The 14,773-nt window shown below is 71.7% G+C and carries 15 protein-coding genes and 2 pseudogenes; 4 read left to right on the plus strand and 13 right to left on the minus strand.

Annotation, left to right across the window (positions count from 1 at the left end; all coding sequences use genetic code 11):
* Nucleotides 1–186 (minus strand): annotated as a pseudogene (locus ACRDSK_RS24260) (hypothetical protein); the annotation flags it as partial.
* A gap of 188 nt (nt 187–374) precedes the next feature.
* On the opposite strand from ACRDSK_RS24260, the gene ACRDSK_RS24265 reads away from it, so the two are divergent.
* The gene (locus tag ACRDSK_RS24265) at nt 375–680 is read left to right on the plus strand and encodes a hypothetical protein (RefSeq protein ID WP_431443547.1); all 306 of its coding nucleotides are present in this window, start codon (nt 375–377) and stop codon (nt 678–680) included.
* A 61-nt stretch (nt 681–741) separates the two neighbouring features.
* Here ACRDSK_RS24265 and ACRDSK_RS24270 read toward each other — a convergent pair whose 3' ends face one another.
* Complete coding sequence (locus ACRDSK_RS24270; protein ID WP_431443548.1) at nt 742–2,952, minus strand: FtsX-like permease family protein; 2,211 nt, start codon at nt 2,950–2,952, stop codon at nt 742–744.
* Entirely contained in the window at nt 2,949–3,650 is a 702-nt protein-coding gene (locus ACRDSK_RS24275) for an ABC transporter ATP-binding protein (RefSeq protein WP_431443549.1), read from the minus strand. Before ACRDSK_RS24275 ends, ACRDSK_RS24270 begins: the two co-directional genes overlap by 4 nt.
* A gap of 236 nt (nt 3,651–3,886) precedes the next feature.
* Here ACRDSK_RS24275 and ACRDSK_RS24280 point away from each other — a divergent pair, with 236 nt between their 5' ends.
* Both ACRDSK_RS24280 and ACRDSK_RS24285 read left to right on the plus strand, forming a co-directional pair.
* On the plus strand, nt 3,887–4,972 hold the full coding sequence (locus ACRDSK_RS24280) for a glycoside hydrolase family 99 protein (RefSeq protein ID WP_431443550.1): 1,086 nt from the start codon (nt 3,887–3,889) through the stop codon (nt 4,970–4,972).
* Nucleotides 4,973–5,067: 95 nt separating this feature from the next.
* Nucleotides 5,068–6,447, plus strand: a complete 1,380-nt coding sequence (locus ACRDSK_RS24285) for an MFS transporter (protein WP_431443551.1) — start codon at nt 5,068–5,070, stop codon at nt 6,445–6,447.
* A 29-nt stretch (nt 6,448–6,476) separates the two neighbouring features.
* Here ACRDSK_RS24285 and ACRDSK_RS24290 read toward each other — a convergent pair whose 3' ends face one another.
* Nucleotides 6,477–6,968, minus strand: a complete 492-nt coding sequence (locus ACRDSK_RS24290; RefSeq protein WP_431443552.1) for a GNAT family N-acetyltransferase — start codon at nt 6,966–6,968, stop codon at nt 6,477–6,479.
* A 10-nt stretch (nt 6,969–6,978) separates the two neighbouring features.
* Entirely contained in the window at nt 6,979–7,548 is a 570-nt protein-coding gene (locus tag ACRDSK_RS24295; RefSeq protein ID WP_431443553.1) for a helix-turn-helix domain-containing protein, read from the minus strand.
* A gap of 73 nt (nt 7,549–7,621) precedes the next feature.
* Between ACRDSK_RS24295 and ACRDSK_RS24300 the strand changes: the two genes are divergently transcribed.
* Complete coding sequence (locus tag ACRDSK_RS24300; RefSeq protein ID WP_431443554.1) at nt 7,622–8,482, plus strand: NAD(P)/FAD-dependent oxidoreductase; 861 nt, start codon at nt 7,622–7,624, stop codon at nt 8,480–8,482.
* 7 nt (nt 8,483–8,489) lie between these two features.
* Here ACRDSK_RS24300 and ACRDSK_RS24305 read toward each other — a convergent pair.
* The 8 genes and pseudogenes from ACRDSK_RS24305 to ACRDSK_RS24340 all read right to left on the minus strand — a co-directional run.
* A pseudogene (locus ACRDSK_RS24305) lies at nt 8,490–9,274 on the minus strand (DUF899 domain-containing protein).
* 109 nt (nt 9,275–9,383) lie between these two features.
* Nucleotides 9,384–10,085 (minus strand): GAF and ANTAR domain-containing protein, encoded by a 702-nt coding sequence (locus tag ACRDSK_RS24310; RefSeq protein ID WP_431443555.1) that lies wholly within the window; start codon nt 10,083–10,085, stop codon nt 9,384–9,386.
* 77 nt (nt 10,086–10,162) lie between these two features.
* Entirely contained in the window at nt 10,163–10,927 is a 765-nt protein-coding gene (locus ACRDSK_RS24315) for an alpha/beta fold hydrolase (protein WP_431443556.1), read from the minus strand.
* Between the two features lie 68 nt (nt 10,928–10,995).
* Entirely contained in the window at nt 10,996–11,439 is a 444-nt protein-coding gene (locus ACRDSK_RS24320; protein ID WP_431443557.1) for an STAS domain-containing protein, read from the minus strand.
* A gap of 240 nt (nt 11,440–11,679) precedes the next feature.
* Nucleotides 11,680–12,189 carry a hypothetical protein gene (locus ACRDSK_RS24325; RefSeq protein ID WP_431443558.1) on the minus strand — a complete coding sequence of 170 codons (510 nt, stop codon included), beginning with the start codon at nt 12,187–12,189 and terminating at the stop codon, nt 11,680–11,682.
* A 6-nt stretch (nt 12,190–12,195) separates the two neighbouring features.
* Nucleotides 12,196–13,134 carry a non-homologous end-joining DNA ligase gene (ligD, locus tag ACRDSK_RS24330; RefSeq protein ID WP_431443559.1) on the minus strand — a complete coding sequence of 313 codons (939 nt, stop codon included), beginning with the start codon at nt 13,132–13,134 and terminating at the stop codon, nt 12,196–12,198.
* A gap of 71 nt (nt 13,135–13,205) precedes the next feature.
* Nucleotides 13,206–14,546: a DUF2252 domain-containing protein gene (locus tag ACRDSK_RS24335; RefSeq protein ID WP_431443560.1), complete on the minus strand. Its 1,341-nt coding sequence runs from the start codon at nt 14,544–14,546 to the stop codon at nt 13,206–13,208.
* Between the two features lie 37 nt (nt 14,547–14,583).
* Nucleotides 14,584–14,773, minus strand: a 190-nt coding sequence (locus ACRDSK_RS24340; RefSeq protein ID WP_431443561.1) for a hypothetical protein, incomplete at its 5' end; no start/stop codon positions are given.

The following is a 14,773-nucleotide window of genomic DNA, read 5'->3' on the forward strand; positions in this document are numbered from 1 at the left end:
CGCCGCGGTCGCGGCCAGCAGCGCGGCCCGGGCGGCGCCACGGTCGTCGCCGACGCCGTCGGCCAGCGCGACGACGAGGCCGCCCATCGGGTCGGCGTGCGCGGCGACCGCGTCCGCGTTGATCGTCCGCGGGCCCTGGAACCCGGCGGTCCGCCAGATGCTCGTGAGGTCTGTCTGGGCGTTCATGGCTCTCTCCTCCCCGCTACTCCGATCATGCCCTCGCGACCTGTGCGTTTGCTGTGACAGTGGTGAGTCACACCTGAGGGTCCGGCGTCACTCGATGGGGTGCCGCTGGACGCGGCACCGATTGATGGTCCAATGTGGAGGGAATCACACCGCTGACGATCGAACGCTTCAAAGGAGAGGCATTGATCATGGCAACCCGGGACGTGGTGCCGGACATCCGGCCGAGGGCGGGACACGACCTCCTCGTCGGCATCGAACGCGTACTGCCGAACCTCGACGTCCCCGAGCCGCCCGCCGAGCCCGTCGAGCTCGCCGAGCACCTGATGACCGCCCTGGTGCGCTGCGCGGCCTGCGGGGACATCTCCCGGGTCCGGGAGCAGGCCGACGCACTCCGCCGCGCCGCCGCGCTCCTGCGCGACGACCGGGCCGAGCAGGCCCGCCCCCTGTTGGAGCAGGCCAGAGCCGTGCTCCGCACACCCGCACCGGTCGCCTGACCCGCTGGACCCGCGAGCCGCCCCCTCGCCGGCTCGCGGGTCCAGTGTCAGCGCCCTCGACTCACTCGTCCGCCAGCGGCTCGGCGCGCACCCGCCGCAGCGCGGGCGTGCACACGGACGCGGCGATCATGGCGACCAGCAGGCCCAGCACGACCGGCGCGGCCAGCCACGGGCTGAACACCGGCACGCTCTGGGAAACCAGGCCGAACAGGCCCACCCCGACCGCGGTACCGAGGGCGCCCGCGCCCACCGTCGCGACCAACGCGGGCAGCGCCGCCTCGGTCCGCAGTGCGCGGGACAGCGTGCGCACCGGCGTGCCCGCGGCCATCAGCGCGCCGAACGTGCGCCGCCGGTCGAGCACCGAGCCGGCCGTCGCGATCGCCGCGCTCAGCCCGGCCAGCACGGACGCGGTCACCAGGCCGATGATCGTCACCCGGCGCAGGTCGGCCAGCTGCGTGTCCTGCTGGCCCAGCATCATCTCCTTGCTGATCACCTGCGCGCCCCCGGCCGCCGCGAGCATCGCGGTCCGCACGCTCTCCCGTGTCGCGCCGTCGGCCGCGACCGCGACGTCCACGTTCGAAAGCGGCACCTCCCGCGGCCACAGCGCCGGGTCGACGATCACCACGCCGGTCGACCCGCCGGTCACCATCGGGGCGTCGGCCGGCAGCGGCACGGCTGGCGACTCCGGACCGTCCGGTCCGGACGCACCCAGGCCGGACTGCGGCACCGACGAGTCGACGTAGATCGCCGGCTGCCGGCGGCAGGAGATCGACTCGGCGCCGGCCAGCAGCCGCTTCGCGGCGGCGCAGTCGGCCACCAACGCCGGGTAGTACGCCTCCCCGGCCCGCAGGCCGGCCTGGCCCACGCTCTCCGCGCGCTCGCCGACCCCGTAGTCAGCCAGCCGCGAGTCGATGTCGGCGACCGCGTCCTTCCCCCGCACCGGGTCGGTGCCGAAGTACAGCACCGAGTCCCGGTACAGGCTCGCGTAGCCGGCCTCCGACTCCAGGCTCGGCATCAGCGTCAGCGCCATCGAGCCGGCGAACACCGCGAGCACCACCCCGGCCGACGCGCGGTACGCGGACTTCGGGTCCTCGCGCAGCCGCCGCCCGGCCAGCAGCGCCGCGGGCCGGCGCCACGTCCGGACGAAGATCCCGCCGAGCGCGGAGGTGACCCACGGTCCGACGATCGTCGGCGACCACATCAGGATCCCGAGCGACACCAGGATCGGCAGCAGCATGCCGTCGCCCTGCTGGGTCAGCGAAAGGAAGAACAGCCCCGCCGCGGCCGGCACGAACAGCAGCCGGACACCCGACAGCGGCTTGCGGGTGTGCCCGCCGGTCGCGGTCAGCGGCCGGCTGACGACCCGACGCAGGCCGGCGACCGCGGCGCCGACCACGAGCACCGGGATCGTCACCGCGCCCAGCACCACCGGCAGCACCGGGAGCGCGAAGTCACCCGGGAACCAGGTGCCGCCGTCCCACGGCACGAGCGTCGCGAGCCGGTGCAGCAGCGGGCTCGCCGCCACGCCGAGGACCGCGCCGGCGACCGCGGCGAGCCCGGTCTCCGCGGCGACCATCGCCATCACCTGTGCCGGGGTGGCGCCGGCCAGCCGCAGCGCCGCGAGCCGCCGCTCCCGGCGCGCCGCGGTCAGCCGGGACGCCGACGCGACCAGCACCAGGCTCGGCACCAGCAGCACGACCACGCCGACCCCGGACAGCAGGGCGAGCAGCGGGTCCACCTCGGCCACGCCGGAGCCGAGCGTGGGCCTTTCGTACGCGCCCGCCGGCATCGTGTCCGGCGTGTGGCCGACCAGGACCACCAGCTGCTCGGAGAAGCGCAGCGCCTCGTCGCCGAGCAGTCCCACGGGTTTCGCGTCGAACCGGTCGGCGAGCTGCGCGGCCGGCCGGCTGCCGGCCAGCCGCGCGAGCTCGGGCGACTGCAGCATCTCGCCCGGGCCGGGCAGCTCGCCGATGCCCGGCGGGAGCTGGACCGTGGTCGGGTCGACGAGGGGCGCCACGTCGATCCGAGTGATCCGCTGGCCGTCGACCTCGTCCTGGGCCGAGCTCCAGCTGACCTCGGTCGGGCCGCGGTCGGCGGCGTCGGGTGTCTGCCACAGGGTGCGCTCGGCGCGCGCCTTCGTGGCGAACGGCAGGCTCACCAGCAGCAGCACCAGGCCTGTCGCGACGGCCACGCCGAGCGCGGTGAGCAGAGTGGAAAGTCGCGTGCGGCGGTCGCCGCGCAGTACGCGCAGGGCCAACTGGACCGGGTTCATGCGACCGGCACCGCCTGCGCGGGAGCCGGGTCGATCCGACCGTCCCGAATGGACACGGTGCGCGGGACGGCGGCGGCGAGCTCCCGGTCGTGGGTCACGATGACCACCGCGGCGCCGGTCGCGCGGGCGGAGTCGATCAGCGCCTGCACCGTCGCGTGCCCGGTCTTCGTGTCGAGAGCGCCGGTCGGCTCGTCGGCGAAGATCACCTTGGGCCGGTGCGCGAGCGCCCGGGCGATGGCCACCCGCTGGGCCTCGCCGCCGGACAGCTCCCCGGGCCGGCGCCGCTCCTTGCCCGCCAGCCCGAGCCGGGCGAGCCAGCCGCGCGCGGTGTTCGTCGCCTCGCCCCGGCGGCCGCCCCCGAGCAGCAGCGGCAGCGCGACGTTCTCCTCCGCGGTCAGCTCACCGACCAGCATGCCCTGCTGGAAGACGAAGCCGAACTCGTTGCGGCGCAGCTCGCTGCGCCGGGTCTCGGACAGCTGGTCGATCCGTTGCCCGGCGAGGACGATCTGCCCCTCCTCGGCGCGCAGGATGCCGGCCAGCACGTGCAGCAGCGAGGTCTTGCCCGAGCCCGACGGGCCTACGATCGCCAGTACCTCGCCGGCATGGATGTCGATGTCGACGCCGTCCAGCGCGTGTTGTCCGCCGTACCGTTTGACCAAGCCCCGCCCCGACAGCAGCGGCGTCGTGTTGTTGTGCACCGGATCTCCCCGTGTGTGGTCGACTGGATGTCGCGGCACAGCCTGGGGGAGCGGGGCCGGTCGGCACTTCGGGCAGACGGCCATGGCGCATCGGTCCGGCATCAGCCGATCGGCCGATCACGCGCTGGCCGATCGGCCTCACCGGAAATTTTCAGAGATTCGTAGACTTCTTGCGCGACTCGGCGCTACTCTTGTCGTGATCGTCGGCTCGCCCCCTGCACGAAGCCGGAGCTCACATGTTGCGACGTGTCCGTCGTGTCGTTCCGCTCGCCGTCCTCGCCCTGGCGCTCGCGATACCCGGGCCGGTCTCGGCGCAGGCCGCGCCCGCACCGGCGGCGGCGCTCTCGCCGAACGTCCACCTCTTCTACTACCCGTGGTACGGCAGCCCGGCCGTGAGCGGCGGTTATCGGCACTGGCAGCAGGGTGGCCACACCCCGCCCGAGGGTATCGGCGCGGACCTCTACCCGGTGCTCGGCGCCTACGACTCCGGCGACGTGGCGGGTGCCGTGGAGCAGCACCTGCGCTGGGTCGTGCGGTCGGGAGCGGGCGTGCTCGTGTACAGCTGGTGGGGTCAGGGGTCCTATGAGGACGGTCTGGCCGCCGGCGTGCTCGACGCGGCTGCGCGCCACGGCGTCGAGGTCGCGTGGCACCTGGAGCCCTACGGCGGCCGCACTGCCGCGTCCACTGTGGACGACATCCGGTACATCGACGCCCGGTACGGCGGCCACTCCGCCTTCTACCGCTCGGCCGAGCACGACGACAAGGGCGCCTACTACGTCTTCTCCAGCCTGACCATCCCGGACGAGGAGTGGGCCGCGCTGGACGCGGTCACCGACGAGAGCATCGTGCTGGCGCAGACCACGGACGTCTCGCGGATCGACCACTTCTCCGGGCTGTACACCTACGACGCGATCGCGGGTGCGAGCGCGCCAGGGTGGGAGAGTGCGGGGGAGTACGCCGAGCAGCACGGGCTGGTCTGGGCGCCTTCGGTCGGGCCGGGCTATGTCGACGACCGTGCGGTGCCGGGCAACACCACGCCCACGCTCGGCCGCGACGGCGGCGCGACCTACGACCTCGAGTGGAACAACGCGCTCGACCCGGACACCGGCGGCGTGCCGACGTGGGTGTCGGTGACGTCGTTCAACGAGTGGCACGAGGGCTCGGTCATCGAGCCGGCCGCCAGCAGCCCGCCGGGCGGGTTCGGCTACCAGACGTTCGAGGGCGCCTACGGCACGACCGGTGCCGCGGCGGAGACCGCCTACCTCGACCGCACGGCATACTGGTCTGCCGAGTTCGAGGCACGGCGCGCCGACTCACCGTAGCGAATTGTTCACTCGATGTTATATCTTCTCGTCACCGGGTACCCAGCGCAGCGGTAGCTGTTCGGGGTGGGCCGGACCGGATCGGGGAGGTTTGCATGGCGCAGGATGTGGACGGCGCGGCGAAAGCCGCGGAGAGCACTGTGGACCCGAAGACACTGCGCCGGGCGATCGGTGCCTCGGCGATCGGCAACATGACCGAGTGGTTCGACTACGGCGTCTACGCCTACACGGCGACCTACATCGGCGCCGCGTTCTTCCCCAGCGACGATCCCACGGCGTCCACTTTGGGCAGCCTGCTGGTGTTCGCGGTGTCCTTCCTGATCCGGCCGGTCGGCGGGATCGTGTGGGGCCCGCTCGGTGACCGGATCGGCCGGCAGCGGGTGCTGGCGACGACGATCCTGCTGATGGCGGGCGCCACGTTCTGCGTCGGCCTGCTGCCCGGGTACGGCACGCTCGGCATCCTCGCGCCGATCGGCCTGATCCTGCTGCGGATGATCCAGGGCTTCTCGACGGGCGGCGAGTACGGCGGCGCGGCCACGTTCATGGCCGAGTACGCGCCGGACCGCAAGCGCGGGAAGTACGGCAGCTTCCTGGAGTTCGGCACGCTGGCCGGGTTCACCCTCGGCGCGGGCCTGGTGCTGGTCATCTCGCAGATCGTCGGCGAGGAGGCGATGGCCGACTGGGGCTGGCGCCTGCCGTTCCTGGTCGCCGCGCCGCTCGGACTGATCGGGCTGTACCTGCGCAGCAAGCTCGAGGACACGCCGGTGTTCCGCGAGTGCGCGGCCGAGGGGAAGATCGACGAGAAGGCCAAGAAGCACTTCAAGGACCTGCTCGGCTACTGGAAGCCGCTGCTGCTGCTGATGGGCCTGGTCGTGACGCTGAACATCGTGAACTACACGCTGCTGGCGTACATGCCGACCTACCTGGAGACCGAGATCGGCCTGTCCGCGACGAGCTCGCTGGTGCTGATCATCATCGGTCAGCTCGCGATGATGGCGCTGCTGCCGTTCTCCGGTGCGTGGTCGGACAAGGTGGGTCGCAAGCCGCTGTGGTGGATCTCGATCGTCGGCCTGTTCGTCATGGCGATCCCGATGTTCCAGCTGATGTCGAGCGGCTTCGTCGGCGCGGTGATCGCGTTCGCCGTGCTGGGCCTGCTCTACGTGCCGCAGCTGTCGACGATCTCGGCGATGTTCCCGGCGATGTTCCCGACCCACGTCAGGTACGCGGGCTTCGCGATCGCCTACAACATCTCGACGTCGCTGTTCGGCGGCACGGCCCCGGCGATCAACCAGGGCCTGATCAACTCCTCGGGCGACACGCTGTTCCCGGCGTACTACATGATGGCCGCGTGCGTGGTGGGCGCCGTCGCGCTGATCTTCGTGCCGGAGACGCGCGCCTGCTCGATCCGCGGCCGCGGAATTCCGGGCGTGGACACGAAACCCCAGATGGAACCCGTGCCCGCACCGGTCCGGTAGCGGCCACCGTCGAAGGTGGACAGATCGGCTCAGGCGTCGGGGAGGGCCAGCCACTCCGGCCAGGTGAGGTCGATGCCGACGAAGCGCGGTCGCTCGAAGGGCCACACCCGGTCGATCCACCGGGGAACCAGCTCGTCCAGTGCCGCGGCGAGGGCGGTGCCCGAGCGGTCGGTGACCACCCACCAGGAGACCTCCGCGTCGGCGCCCTGCTTCTCCGGCGGGTCGATGTACACGCAGCCCAACAGCTCGGTCTCCGCGAGGTCCAGCAGCGCGTAGTTGAACGACTCGTGCGCGGCGATCTCCCGCTCGTGGCGGGCCAGGTCCGCGCGGTCCTGCTCGTACGTCATGGTCTCCGGCGGCCAGCCCCACGCCTCGCCGTAGCGCGCCCACAGCGCCTCGCGCGAGGCCATCACCGCCGGGTAGTCGATGTCGACATCGGACTCGCGGATCGGGCGCAGGTGGTAGCCGTCGAGCACGGGAACCGTGAGCGGGTGCGCGAAGTCCGCCGGAAGCCAGGCCATGCCGGGGACGCTACCGCTTCGACCTGGCCCGGACGTGGATGCGCTCGCCCTGCTTGCCGAACAGGCTCAGGATCTCCACCGGGTGCTCGCCGGCCGCGCCGAACCAGTGCGGGAGCCGCGTGTCGAACTCGGCCGCCTCGCCCTGGGTGAGCACGACGTCGTGTGTCGCGAGGACCAGCCGCAGCTGGCCGGACAGCACGTAGAGCCACTCGTAGCCCTCGTGCGTGCGCAGGTCCGGCTCGGCCGTCGACACCGGGATGATCATCTTGAACGCCTGCAGCCCGCCCGGCTGCCGGGTCAGCGGCACGACGGTCCGGTCGCCGTTTCGCCTCGGTTCGAGCCGCACCCGCGGGTCGCCCACCTGCGGCGCCCCGACCAGCTCGTCCAGCGGGACCTGGTGCGCGGCCGAGATCGGCAGCAGCAGCTCCAGGCTCGGCTTGCGCTGACCGGACTCCAGCCGGGACAGCGTGCTCTTCGAGATCCCCGTGACCTCGGACAGCTCCGCCAGCGTGACGCCGCGCTGCCGGCGGACACGTCGGAGCCGGGGGCCGACCTCGGCCAGTGCCGCGGTGATGGACATGGTTCCAGTATCGGCAACAAACGTTGTCGGTGCGGGGACGCCGCGCGCACCCTGTGGGCGGAGGTGGTCAGACATGTACGACGTGGTGATCGTGGGAGCCGGTCCGGCGGGACTGTCGGCGGCGTTGGTACTGGGCCGGGCGCGGCGGAAGGTCGCGGTGGTCGACGCGGGCGAGCCGCGCAACGCGCGGGCGAGCGGGGTGCACGGGTTCCTGTCGCGGGACGGGATGCCGCCGGGCGAGCTGCTCGCCGTCGGCCGGGTCGAGGTGGCCGGCTACGGAGTGGAGATCATCGAGGACAAGGTGCTCGCCGTCGAACCCGGCTTCGAGGTGCGGCTGGCCGGCGGGCGGACGCTCGACGCGCGCCGGCTCGTGGTCACGACCGGCCTGCGCGACGAGCTGCCGGACATCCCGGGACTCGCCGAGCGGTGGGGCAGCGACGTGGTCGTGTGCCCGTACTGCCACGGCTACGAGGTCCGCGACCAGCCGCTCGGCGTGGTCGCGACCGGCGAGCACGGGGTGTTCAAGGCGCTGCTGGTACGCAACTGGTCGGACGACGTCGTGCACTTCCCCGGCCCGGACCCGGTGGCCGACGACCGGCTCGCGGAGCGCGGTATCGAGGTCGTGCCGGGTGAGGTCACCCGGCTGGTCGTGGAGCGGGACCGGCTCACCGGCGTCGAGGTGGCGGGCCGGGTGGTGCCGCGGCGGGCGGTCTTCGTGAACCCGACCTTCGTGCCCGCCGACGGTCTGCTGACGAGCCTGGGCTGCGAGCTCACCGACGAGGGCTTCGTGCGCACCGACGAGGTGGGCCGCACGAGCGTGCCCGGGGTGTGGGCCGCGGGCAACGTCGTGGACCCGATGCTGCAGGTGATCACCTCGGCCGGCGCGGGCTCCCTCGCCGCCGCGATGCTCAACACGGAGCTGGTACTCGGCTAGTACTCGGCTAGTACTCGTCGTGGTAGCGCATGTCGGGGCTGCCCGCCCCGGCGCCGCGCCCGGTCGTCCGACCCGGCGGCTGCTCCCACTCCTCCTGCCGGCCGAGTGCGGTCAGGTCGAGGTAGGCGCTCGTGCCGCCCTGCTGCTCGAGGCCGCGGCCAAACGTCGAGTAGGTGTGGAACACCCGTCGCCGTCGCGCAGGAACGCGCTGATGCCGGGGTAGTCGCCGCGCCGGGGCGGTCCCCATTCGACGCCGATCTCGGCGAGCTCGGCCTCGGTGCGGTAGTTGAGCAGCACCGGCGCCACCCGCTCGTCGACGGTCGCGTGGAAGTCGTAGTTGAAGTCGCTGCCCGCTGAGGAGTACCAGGGGAACGCCCAGCCCATCCGCGCCCGGAACGGGGCGATGAACGACTGCGGCACGCGGGACACGCCCACCAGGGTCGTGTCCCGCGCGTGCAGGTGGGCGAGGTGCCCGATGTTGTCCGCGGTCGCCGAGCAGCTGGGGCAGCCGACCGTCCGCGGCACCTCGGTGCCGTCCTCGAGCACCTCGAAGTTCCACATGAAGTGGTGCACGACCAGCTGCCGGCGGCCCTCGAACAGGTCGAGCAGGCTCGCCGAGCCCTCCGGCCCCTCGAACACGTACGGCTTGTCGACCAGCACCATCGGCAGCCGGCGTCGCTCGGCGTTGAGCTCGTCCCGCGCCCGGGTCGCGGCCTTCTCCTTGGCGAGCAGCGTCTTCCGTGCCGCCAGCCACTCATCACGGGTGACCATGTCTGGCAGGTTCATACCCATACAGACCGGCCCGGGCGCGGAAACTCATCGCAGGTCCGTGCCGCCCGGCGGAACGGACCTGCCTCGAAGTCCTTTGTGGACGCCAGATCGAGTCCTGGCGGCCGGCGCGTCATTCGACGACGACCTGACCGGACTCGGTTACCTGGCGGGCCAGCGTGCGCAGCTTCACGTTGCGCCTCTGGGACTCCTCGCGCATCAGGTCGAACGCCTGCTGCTCGGTCAGCTTGTGCCGCTCCATGATGATGCCGAGGGCCTCGCCGATGTCCTGCCTGGTGCTGATCGCCTCGCGCAGCTGCGAGTCGTTGCGGGCGCTCGCGAACGCCACCGCGGCGTGCGCGGCCAGCAGCCAGCCGACGTGCTCGGTGCGCTGCCCGAACGCGTTCGGCTCCCGCGAGTACAGGTTCAGCGCGCCCAGGTTCTCCTCCGCGGTGAACAGGAGGAACCCCATCGCGCTGCCGATGCCGAGCTCACACGCCGCCGGCGCGTAGCGCGGCCATCGGTCGTGGGCCGTGGACATGTCGTCGATCCGGAACACCTGCTCGCCCTGGATCGTGGCGTTGAGGCACGGCCCCTCGCCGAGCACGCCCTGGATCCGGTCGGACTCCCGGGCGAACTCGGCGGTCGCGCTGAGCGTGTGCACCTCGGAGCCGCGGACGACGAGGATGCCCGCGGCGTCGCAACCGTCGACCAGGTCCACCGCGTGCACGACGACCCGGTCGAGCGTCTGCCGCACGGTTGGCTGGGCGAGCAGGTCCCGGGCCATGGCGGCCAGCGCGGCAGCCACCTCCCCGGCGTCCGTCGGATACGGCATTCGGCTTCCCTTCTGCCCAACCGCCCGATTCTCACAGCCCCGAGTCACAGCCCCACGTCATCGTGCCACGTCGCCGGTCATCCTTCCCGGAGGAACCGCGCCACCAGCGGTGCGGTCGCGGCCGGCTCGATCGTGTGGTTCGCCCCGCCCGGCACCTCGAGGTGCCGACCCTCGGGCAGCGCCTCCGCGGTCCGGACGGCCGCGCGGGCCAGCACCGGCCACGTCCCCGCGCCGTTGACGACCAGCGTCGGCGTGGTCAGCGTCGTGGGCGGGGTGGCGCCGGTGGTGATGGTCGAGTCGTAGACCACGCTGCGCGCCATCTTCTCCAGCGCCGGGAACATCGGCGAGCGCCGGATCTGCGCGACCAACTCGGGCGGCAGCCCGATCGCCTCGGTCTGGAACAGCTCGACCGCGTCGCCGGACCGCCCGGCGTCGACCAGTTCGCCGAGGCGAACCGGCAGGTCGGCGGCGTTGCCCTCGCCGAACGGGAACGGCGGCTCGTAGCAGACCAGGCGCGCGATGGCCGAGCCGCGGGCCGCCGCGTGGAGTCCCAGGATGCCGCCGGAGGAGAACCCGAAGACGTGTGCCGTACCGCCGGTCGCGGCGATCAGCGCGTCCAGGTCGTCGGCCTCGCGGTCGATCGACCACGGCATGGTGTCGCCGCTGTCGCCGCGGCCGCGGCGGTCGTAGGTGAGCACGGTGAACTCGCCCGCGAGCGCGTCGGCGAGTGGGGCGAGCGTCGCGCGGTCGTTGAACGCGCCGGCGACGAAGACGACGACCGGGCCGGCACCGGCCCGGTCGTAGGCGATGACGGTTCCGTCGGTGGAGCTGACTGTGTTCATGCTCCACCGACGAACCACATCACGCCGGATCGACATGTCCGGCCTCGCAGATATGAGATGTGCCTGGTCTAGCTGGTCAGGGCGGCGGCACGCACCGCGGCCACCGCGTCCGGCACCGACTCGTAGGTCGGCAGCGACACGTCCAGGCCGAGCACCTCGAGCGGGCGCAGCACCGGCCGCGTGCTGGCGACCAGGCCCCACGCGAGGTTGTCCTGCCGCGCGCGGCGGTCGGTGTCGGCGAGCACGGTCAGGCCCGACGCGGCGAGGAAGTTGACTCCGCTCAGGTCGAGCACCAGGCCGGCGGCGGAGCCGACGTGGTCGTTGACGCACGTCTGTAGGGCAGGCGCGGTGAGCAGATCGACGGAACCGAACACACGGGCGACGATCGGCTGGTCCGCCCGCTGTTCCACGTCGATGTCGAAGATCGGTCCGGTCGGTGACTCACCGTCACCGGGACCTCTGGGTAGGGGCGCGGCGAAATCGCTGCTGGCCCACAAGGGAATGTTGTGCACGTCGTTCGCCTCTTCTCGTTGGTGACGAGTAGCAGGACGAGCGCACGAAAAAGTGTATGACGCAATAAGCTGTCTACGCCGTTCACCCTGGGGCGCGCTCCGCCGCCAGTTCTTACGGCTGCTTACTCAACCGCGCATCCTCAACCGTAGGCCCCTCGTCGCCGCACCACAAGTGCAACGGTTCGCGCGAAGCCCATTGGGCTACAAGGACGAACGCCCTCCGTGACAATCCACAAAGGACTAACTCGACCCGTCCGCGGCGGCCTCATCGGCCTCCGCGAGCGCCATGACGATGCCCGCCACCACATCCGGGTGGCCCAGCGGCAGTGGCGCCTCGATCCGGTCCCGCTCGCCGCCGCCACTGCGAGCCACCACGCGGACGTTCTCCTTCTCGGGCGTGTCGGGCGGTGGGTCCACGAGAAGTACCAGACGCACCACGTCGTCGAACTGACTCGCGAGAGCCACAGCCGCCGGGCACGCCTGACCGACCGCGACGACGTCCACTCGGGTCTGTCGCTCGGCCAGCGTCTCCAGCACGTCCTCGAGGTCCTCGATGGAGTCGCGGCTCGCCGGCACCCGACACCACGCGATCTGGTGGCTCGCGGCCAGTTCGTGCCAGGTGGCGGGCAGGCCCTCGTGCTTCGCGGCGCCCGACGGGTCGACCACGACGAGTGCCGGGCCGAGCTCCGGGCCCGCCCACACGACCGGCGGTCCCTCGGCGCGCGGACCCTCGGTGTCGAACTCACGCACGGTGCCTCACCTCGTCTCTCGCACCACTTCGGTGGCCGGCTTGTCGATCCGGATGCCGATGAACCGGGGGAGACGTAATCGGCCCTGGCCGGTCCACTCCGCGAACCCGACCTGGATCACCAGCTCGGGCCGCACCCAGTGCACGGTCGGCTCGCTGACCGCGTCGACGAACGGGCAGGCCACCTGTGCCATCCCGTCGAGGCGCGAACGCAGCGAGCGCAACGTGGCGTTGTCGTAGCCGGTGCCGACCTTGCCGGCGTAGCGCAACCGGTCGCCGTCCTGGTACCCGATCAGCAGCGCGCCGAACCCCGCGCGCGCGCCCTGCGGCTCGGTGAACCCGCCGACCACGAACTCCTGGTCGCGCACCCGTTTGACCGCCAGCCAGTCGCCGGAACGCCCGCCGCGGTAGCGCGAGTCCGCCCGCTTGGCGACCACGCCCTCCCAGCCGAGCAGGCATGCCTGCTGGAAGTACGCCTCGCCGTTGTGGTCCCGGTGCTCGTGGTAGCGCAGCGGGTCACGGAACTGGAAGGCGCTGCGCAGCAAGCGTTTGCGCTGCCGCAGCGGCCACCTCGTCACGTCGGTGTCGTCGAGGGAGAGCAGGTCGAACATGAAGTAGTAGACGCCCACATCGGACGTGGTGGGCCGGGCGCGCCGCAGGCGGGCCTGCAGCCGGGAGTAGCTGGTCTCGCCGCCGTCGAACGCGACGATCTCGCCGTCGGCGACGAACCGGGCGCCGCCCAGCTCGGCGAGCGCCTCGACCAGCTCGGGAAAGCAGGTGTCGAGACTACGTCGGTCGCGCCCCCACAGCCTTGGCCGCCAACCGTCGCGAGTGGAAAGTGCGCGGATCCCGTCGAGTTTGCGCTCGAAGACCCACTTCTCGTCGGAGAAGCTGCGGTCGGTACGGGTCGGGAACATGGGTCTTGGCAAGCCGGTCAGGCCGTCCATGACACCGCCTCTTTCGGAGAACGGGCATGACAGCGGGTCCTACCCAGTCGATCTCGAATTGAAACCTCTGCTCACTGGGTGGAGCTGATCCCCGGGATCTGGCCGCCGCGGAAGGCGTCCACGAACAGCCGGTGGTCGACGCGCGTGCGCTCGGCGTAGGCCAGCGCGAACGCGGTCAGCTCGCGTACGAACGCGTCCTCGTCGTCGATCGCCGCGGCGATCGCTTCCTCGACCTGGAAGTCGACCAGCGACTGCTCGGAGTCCTCGTCCGACACGCAGTGCATCTTCGCGGTGGCCCGGCCGAGGAAGTCCAGCACCGGGTCCATCTCGTCCGGCTCGGTCAGCTCGGACCAGTCCAGGTCGCTCGTGTAGGGCGACAGCTCGGAGACCACGAAACCGACCCCGTTGACCTCGGTGTGGCCGAGCCAGGGGTCGGCGTGCGCCTGCAGGGCTCGCTGCGACACCGCGGTGCGGTGGCCCTCGTTGGCGAAGTAGCCGCGGATCCGCTCCTCGTCGAGGACCCGGCTCGGCGCGGCCACGTTGCCCTGCTTCATCGACAGCACGACATCGTTCTCCAGCGCCTGCGAGCGGCCCTCGACCAGCACGCTGTAGGCGGGAAGTCCGGCCGACCCGATGCCGAAGCCGGAGCGGCCGACGACGTCCTTGACGTGATAGGTGTTGCTCTCGAACCGCTTCCCCTGCGGGATGGTGTCCAAATAGGACTCGAACGCGCGCAGCACGGTCGCCTTCTCGGCCTCGTCGAGCTCGCGCACGCCCAGCCGGCGGGTGAACCCGCGCTCGTAGTCGGTGACGGTGGTCAGCGCGTCCAGCAGGTCGATCCGGGTGCGCAGCCGGGCCTTGAGCAGCACGTCGTGCACGACGCCCTCGGTGCTGTCGAGCTGCAGCCGCACCTGCTCGTCGCCGGGGTTGGCGGCGAAGGCCCGCACCTGCCGCACGTAGGTGCGCAGGTAGGTGCCGACGAGCGCGGCGATGTGGTCGTCGGAGATCGCCTTGCTCCACGCCATCAGGGCCACGCTCGCCACGAGCCGCTTGAGGTCCCAGGTGAAGCAGCCGAGGTAGGCCTCGTCGAAGTCGTTGACGTCGAACACCAGCGTGCCGGAGGCGTCCATGTAGGTACCGAAGTTCTCCGCGTGCAGGTCGCCCTGGATCCACACCCGGCTGGTCCGCTCGTCCGCCCACGGGTCCGACTCGTGGGCCATGTCGGCGTAGAACAGGCACGCGGTGCCGCGGTAGAACGGGAACGGCGCCGCCGCCATCTTGCGGAACTTGCGCCGGAAGGCGACCGGATCGGCGCGCATCAGCTCGTCGAAGGCGTCCACGAGCACGCCGACGATCTCCTTCGCGCGCTCCTCGTCCCCGCGTTCCCGGATTCGTTCGACAGCGCCACCCATGACTACACCCTGCCACCGAACGGTTCGGGGCGCCGCACTAGGTGTTCTGCGGGTCGCCGGTCCGGAGGTTGGCGAGGTCCTCGACCGTAGGGGCGGCGAGCAGCGCGCCGGTGGCGAGGTGGTTCTGCAGCACGCGCAGGTCCTCGGCCATCTCGGCGAGGGTCTCGCGCGGCCTCCAGTGCGAGCCGCGGGCGTCGACGAGCCGGTCCGCGTCCAGGGCGGCGACC

This window comes from Actinophytocola sp. (assembly GCF_050699915.1).
Lineage (GTDB): Bacteria > Actinomycetota > Actinomycetes > Mycobacteriales > Pseudonocardiaceae > Actinophytocola.

Excerpts from the sequence above, each read along its gene's own strand:
- ACRDSK_RS24285 (WP_431443551.1), top strand. The coding sequence starts at position 5,068 with ATGGCGCAGGATGTGGACGGCGCGGCGAAAGCCGCGGAGAGCACTGTG.
- ACRDSK_RS24300 (WP_431443554.1), top strand. The coding sequence starts at position 7,622 with ATGTACGACGTGGTGATCGTGGGAGCCGGTCCGGCGGGACTGTCGGCG.
- ACRDSK_RS24315 (WP_431443556.1), bottom strand. The coding sequence starts at position 10,927 with ATGAACACAGTCAGCTCCACCGACGGAACCGTCATCGCCTACGACCGG.
- ACRDSK_RS24270 (WP_431443548.1), bottom strand. The coding sequence starts at position 2,952 with ATGAACCCGGTCCAGTTGGCCCTGCGCGTACTGCGCGGCGACCGCCGC.
- ACRDSK_RS24295 (WP_431443553.1), bottom strand. The coding sequence starts at position 7,548 with ATGTCCATCACCGCGGCACTGGCCGAGGTCGGCCCCCGGCTCCGACGT.
- ACRDSK_RS24265 (WP_431443547.1), top strand. The coding sequence starts at position 375 with ATGGCAACCCGGGACGTGGTGCCGGACATCCGGCCGAGGGCGGGACAC.
- ACRDSK_RS24290 (WP_431443552.1), bottom strand. The coding sequence starts at position 6,968 with ATGGCCTGGCTTCCGGCGGACTTCGCGCACCCGCTCACGGTTCCCGTG.
- ACRDSK_RS24280 (WP_431443550.1), top strand. The coding sequence starts at position 3,887 with ATGTTGCGACGTGTCCGTCGTGTCGTTCCGCTCGCCGTCCTCGCCCTG.
- ACRDSK_RS24335 (WP_431443560.1), bottom strand. The coding sequence starts at position 14,546 with ATGGGTGGCGCTGTCGAACGAATCCGGGAACGCGGGGACGAGGAGCGC.
- ligD (WP_431443559.1), bottom strand. The coding sequence starts at position 13,134 with ATGGACGGCCTGACCGGCTTGCCAAGACCCATGTTCCCGACCCGTACC.
- ACRDSK_RS24310 (WP_431443555.1), bottom strand. The coding sequence starts at position 10,085 with ATGCCGTATCCGACGGACGCCGGGGAGGTGGCTGCCGCGCTGGCCGCC.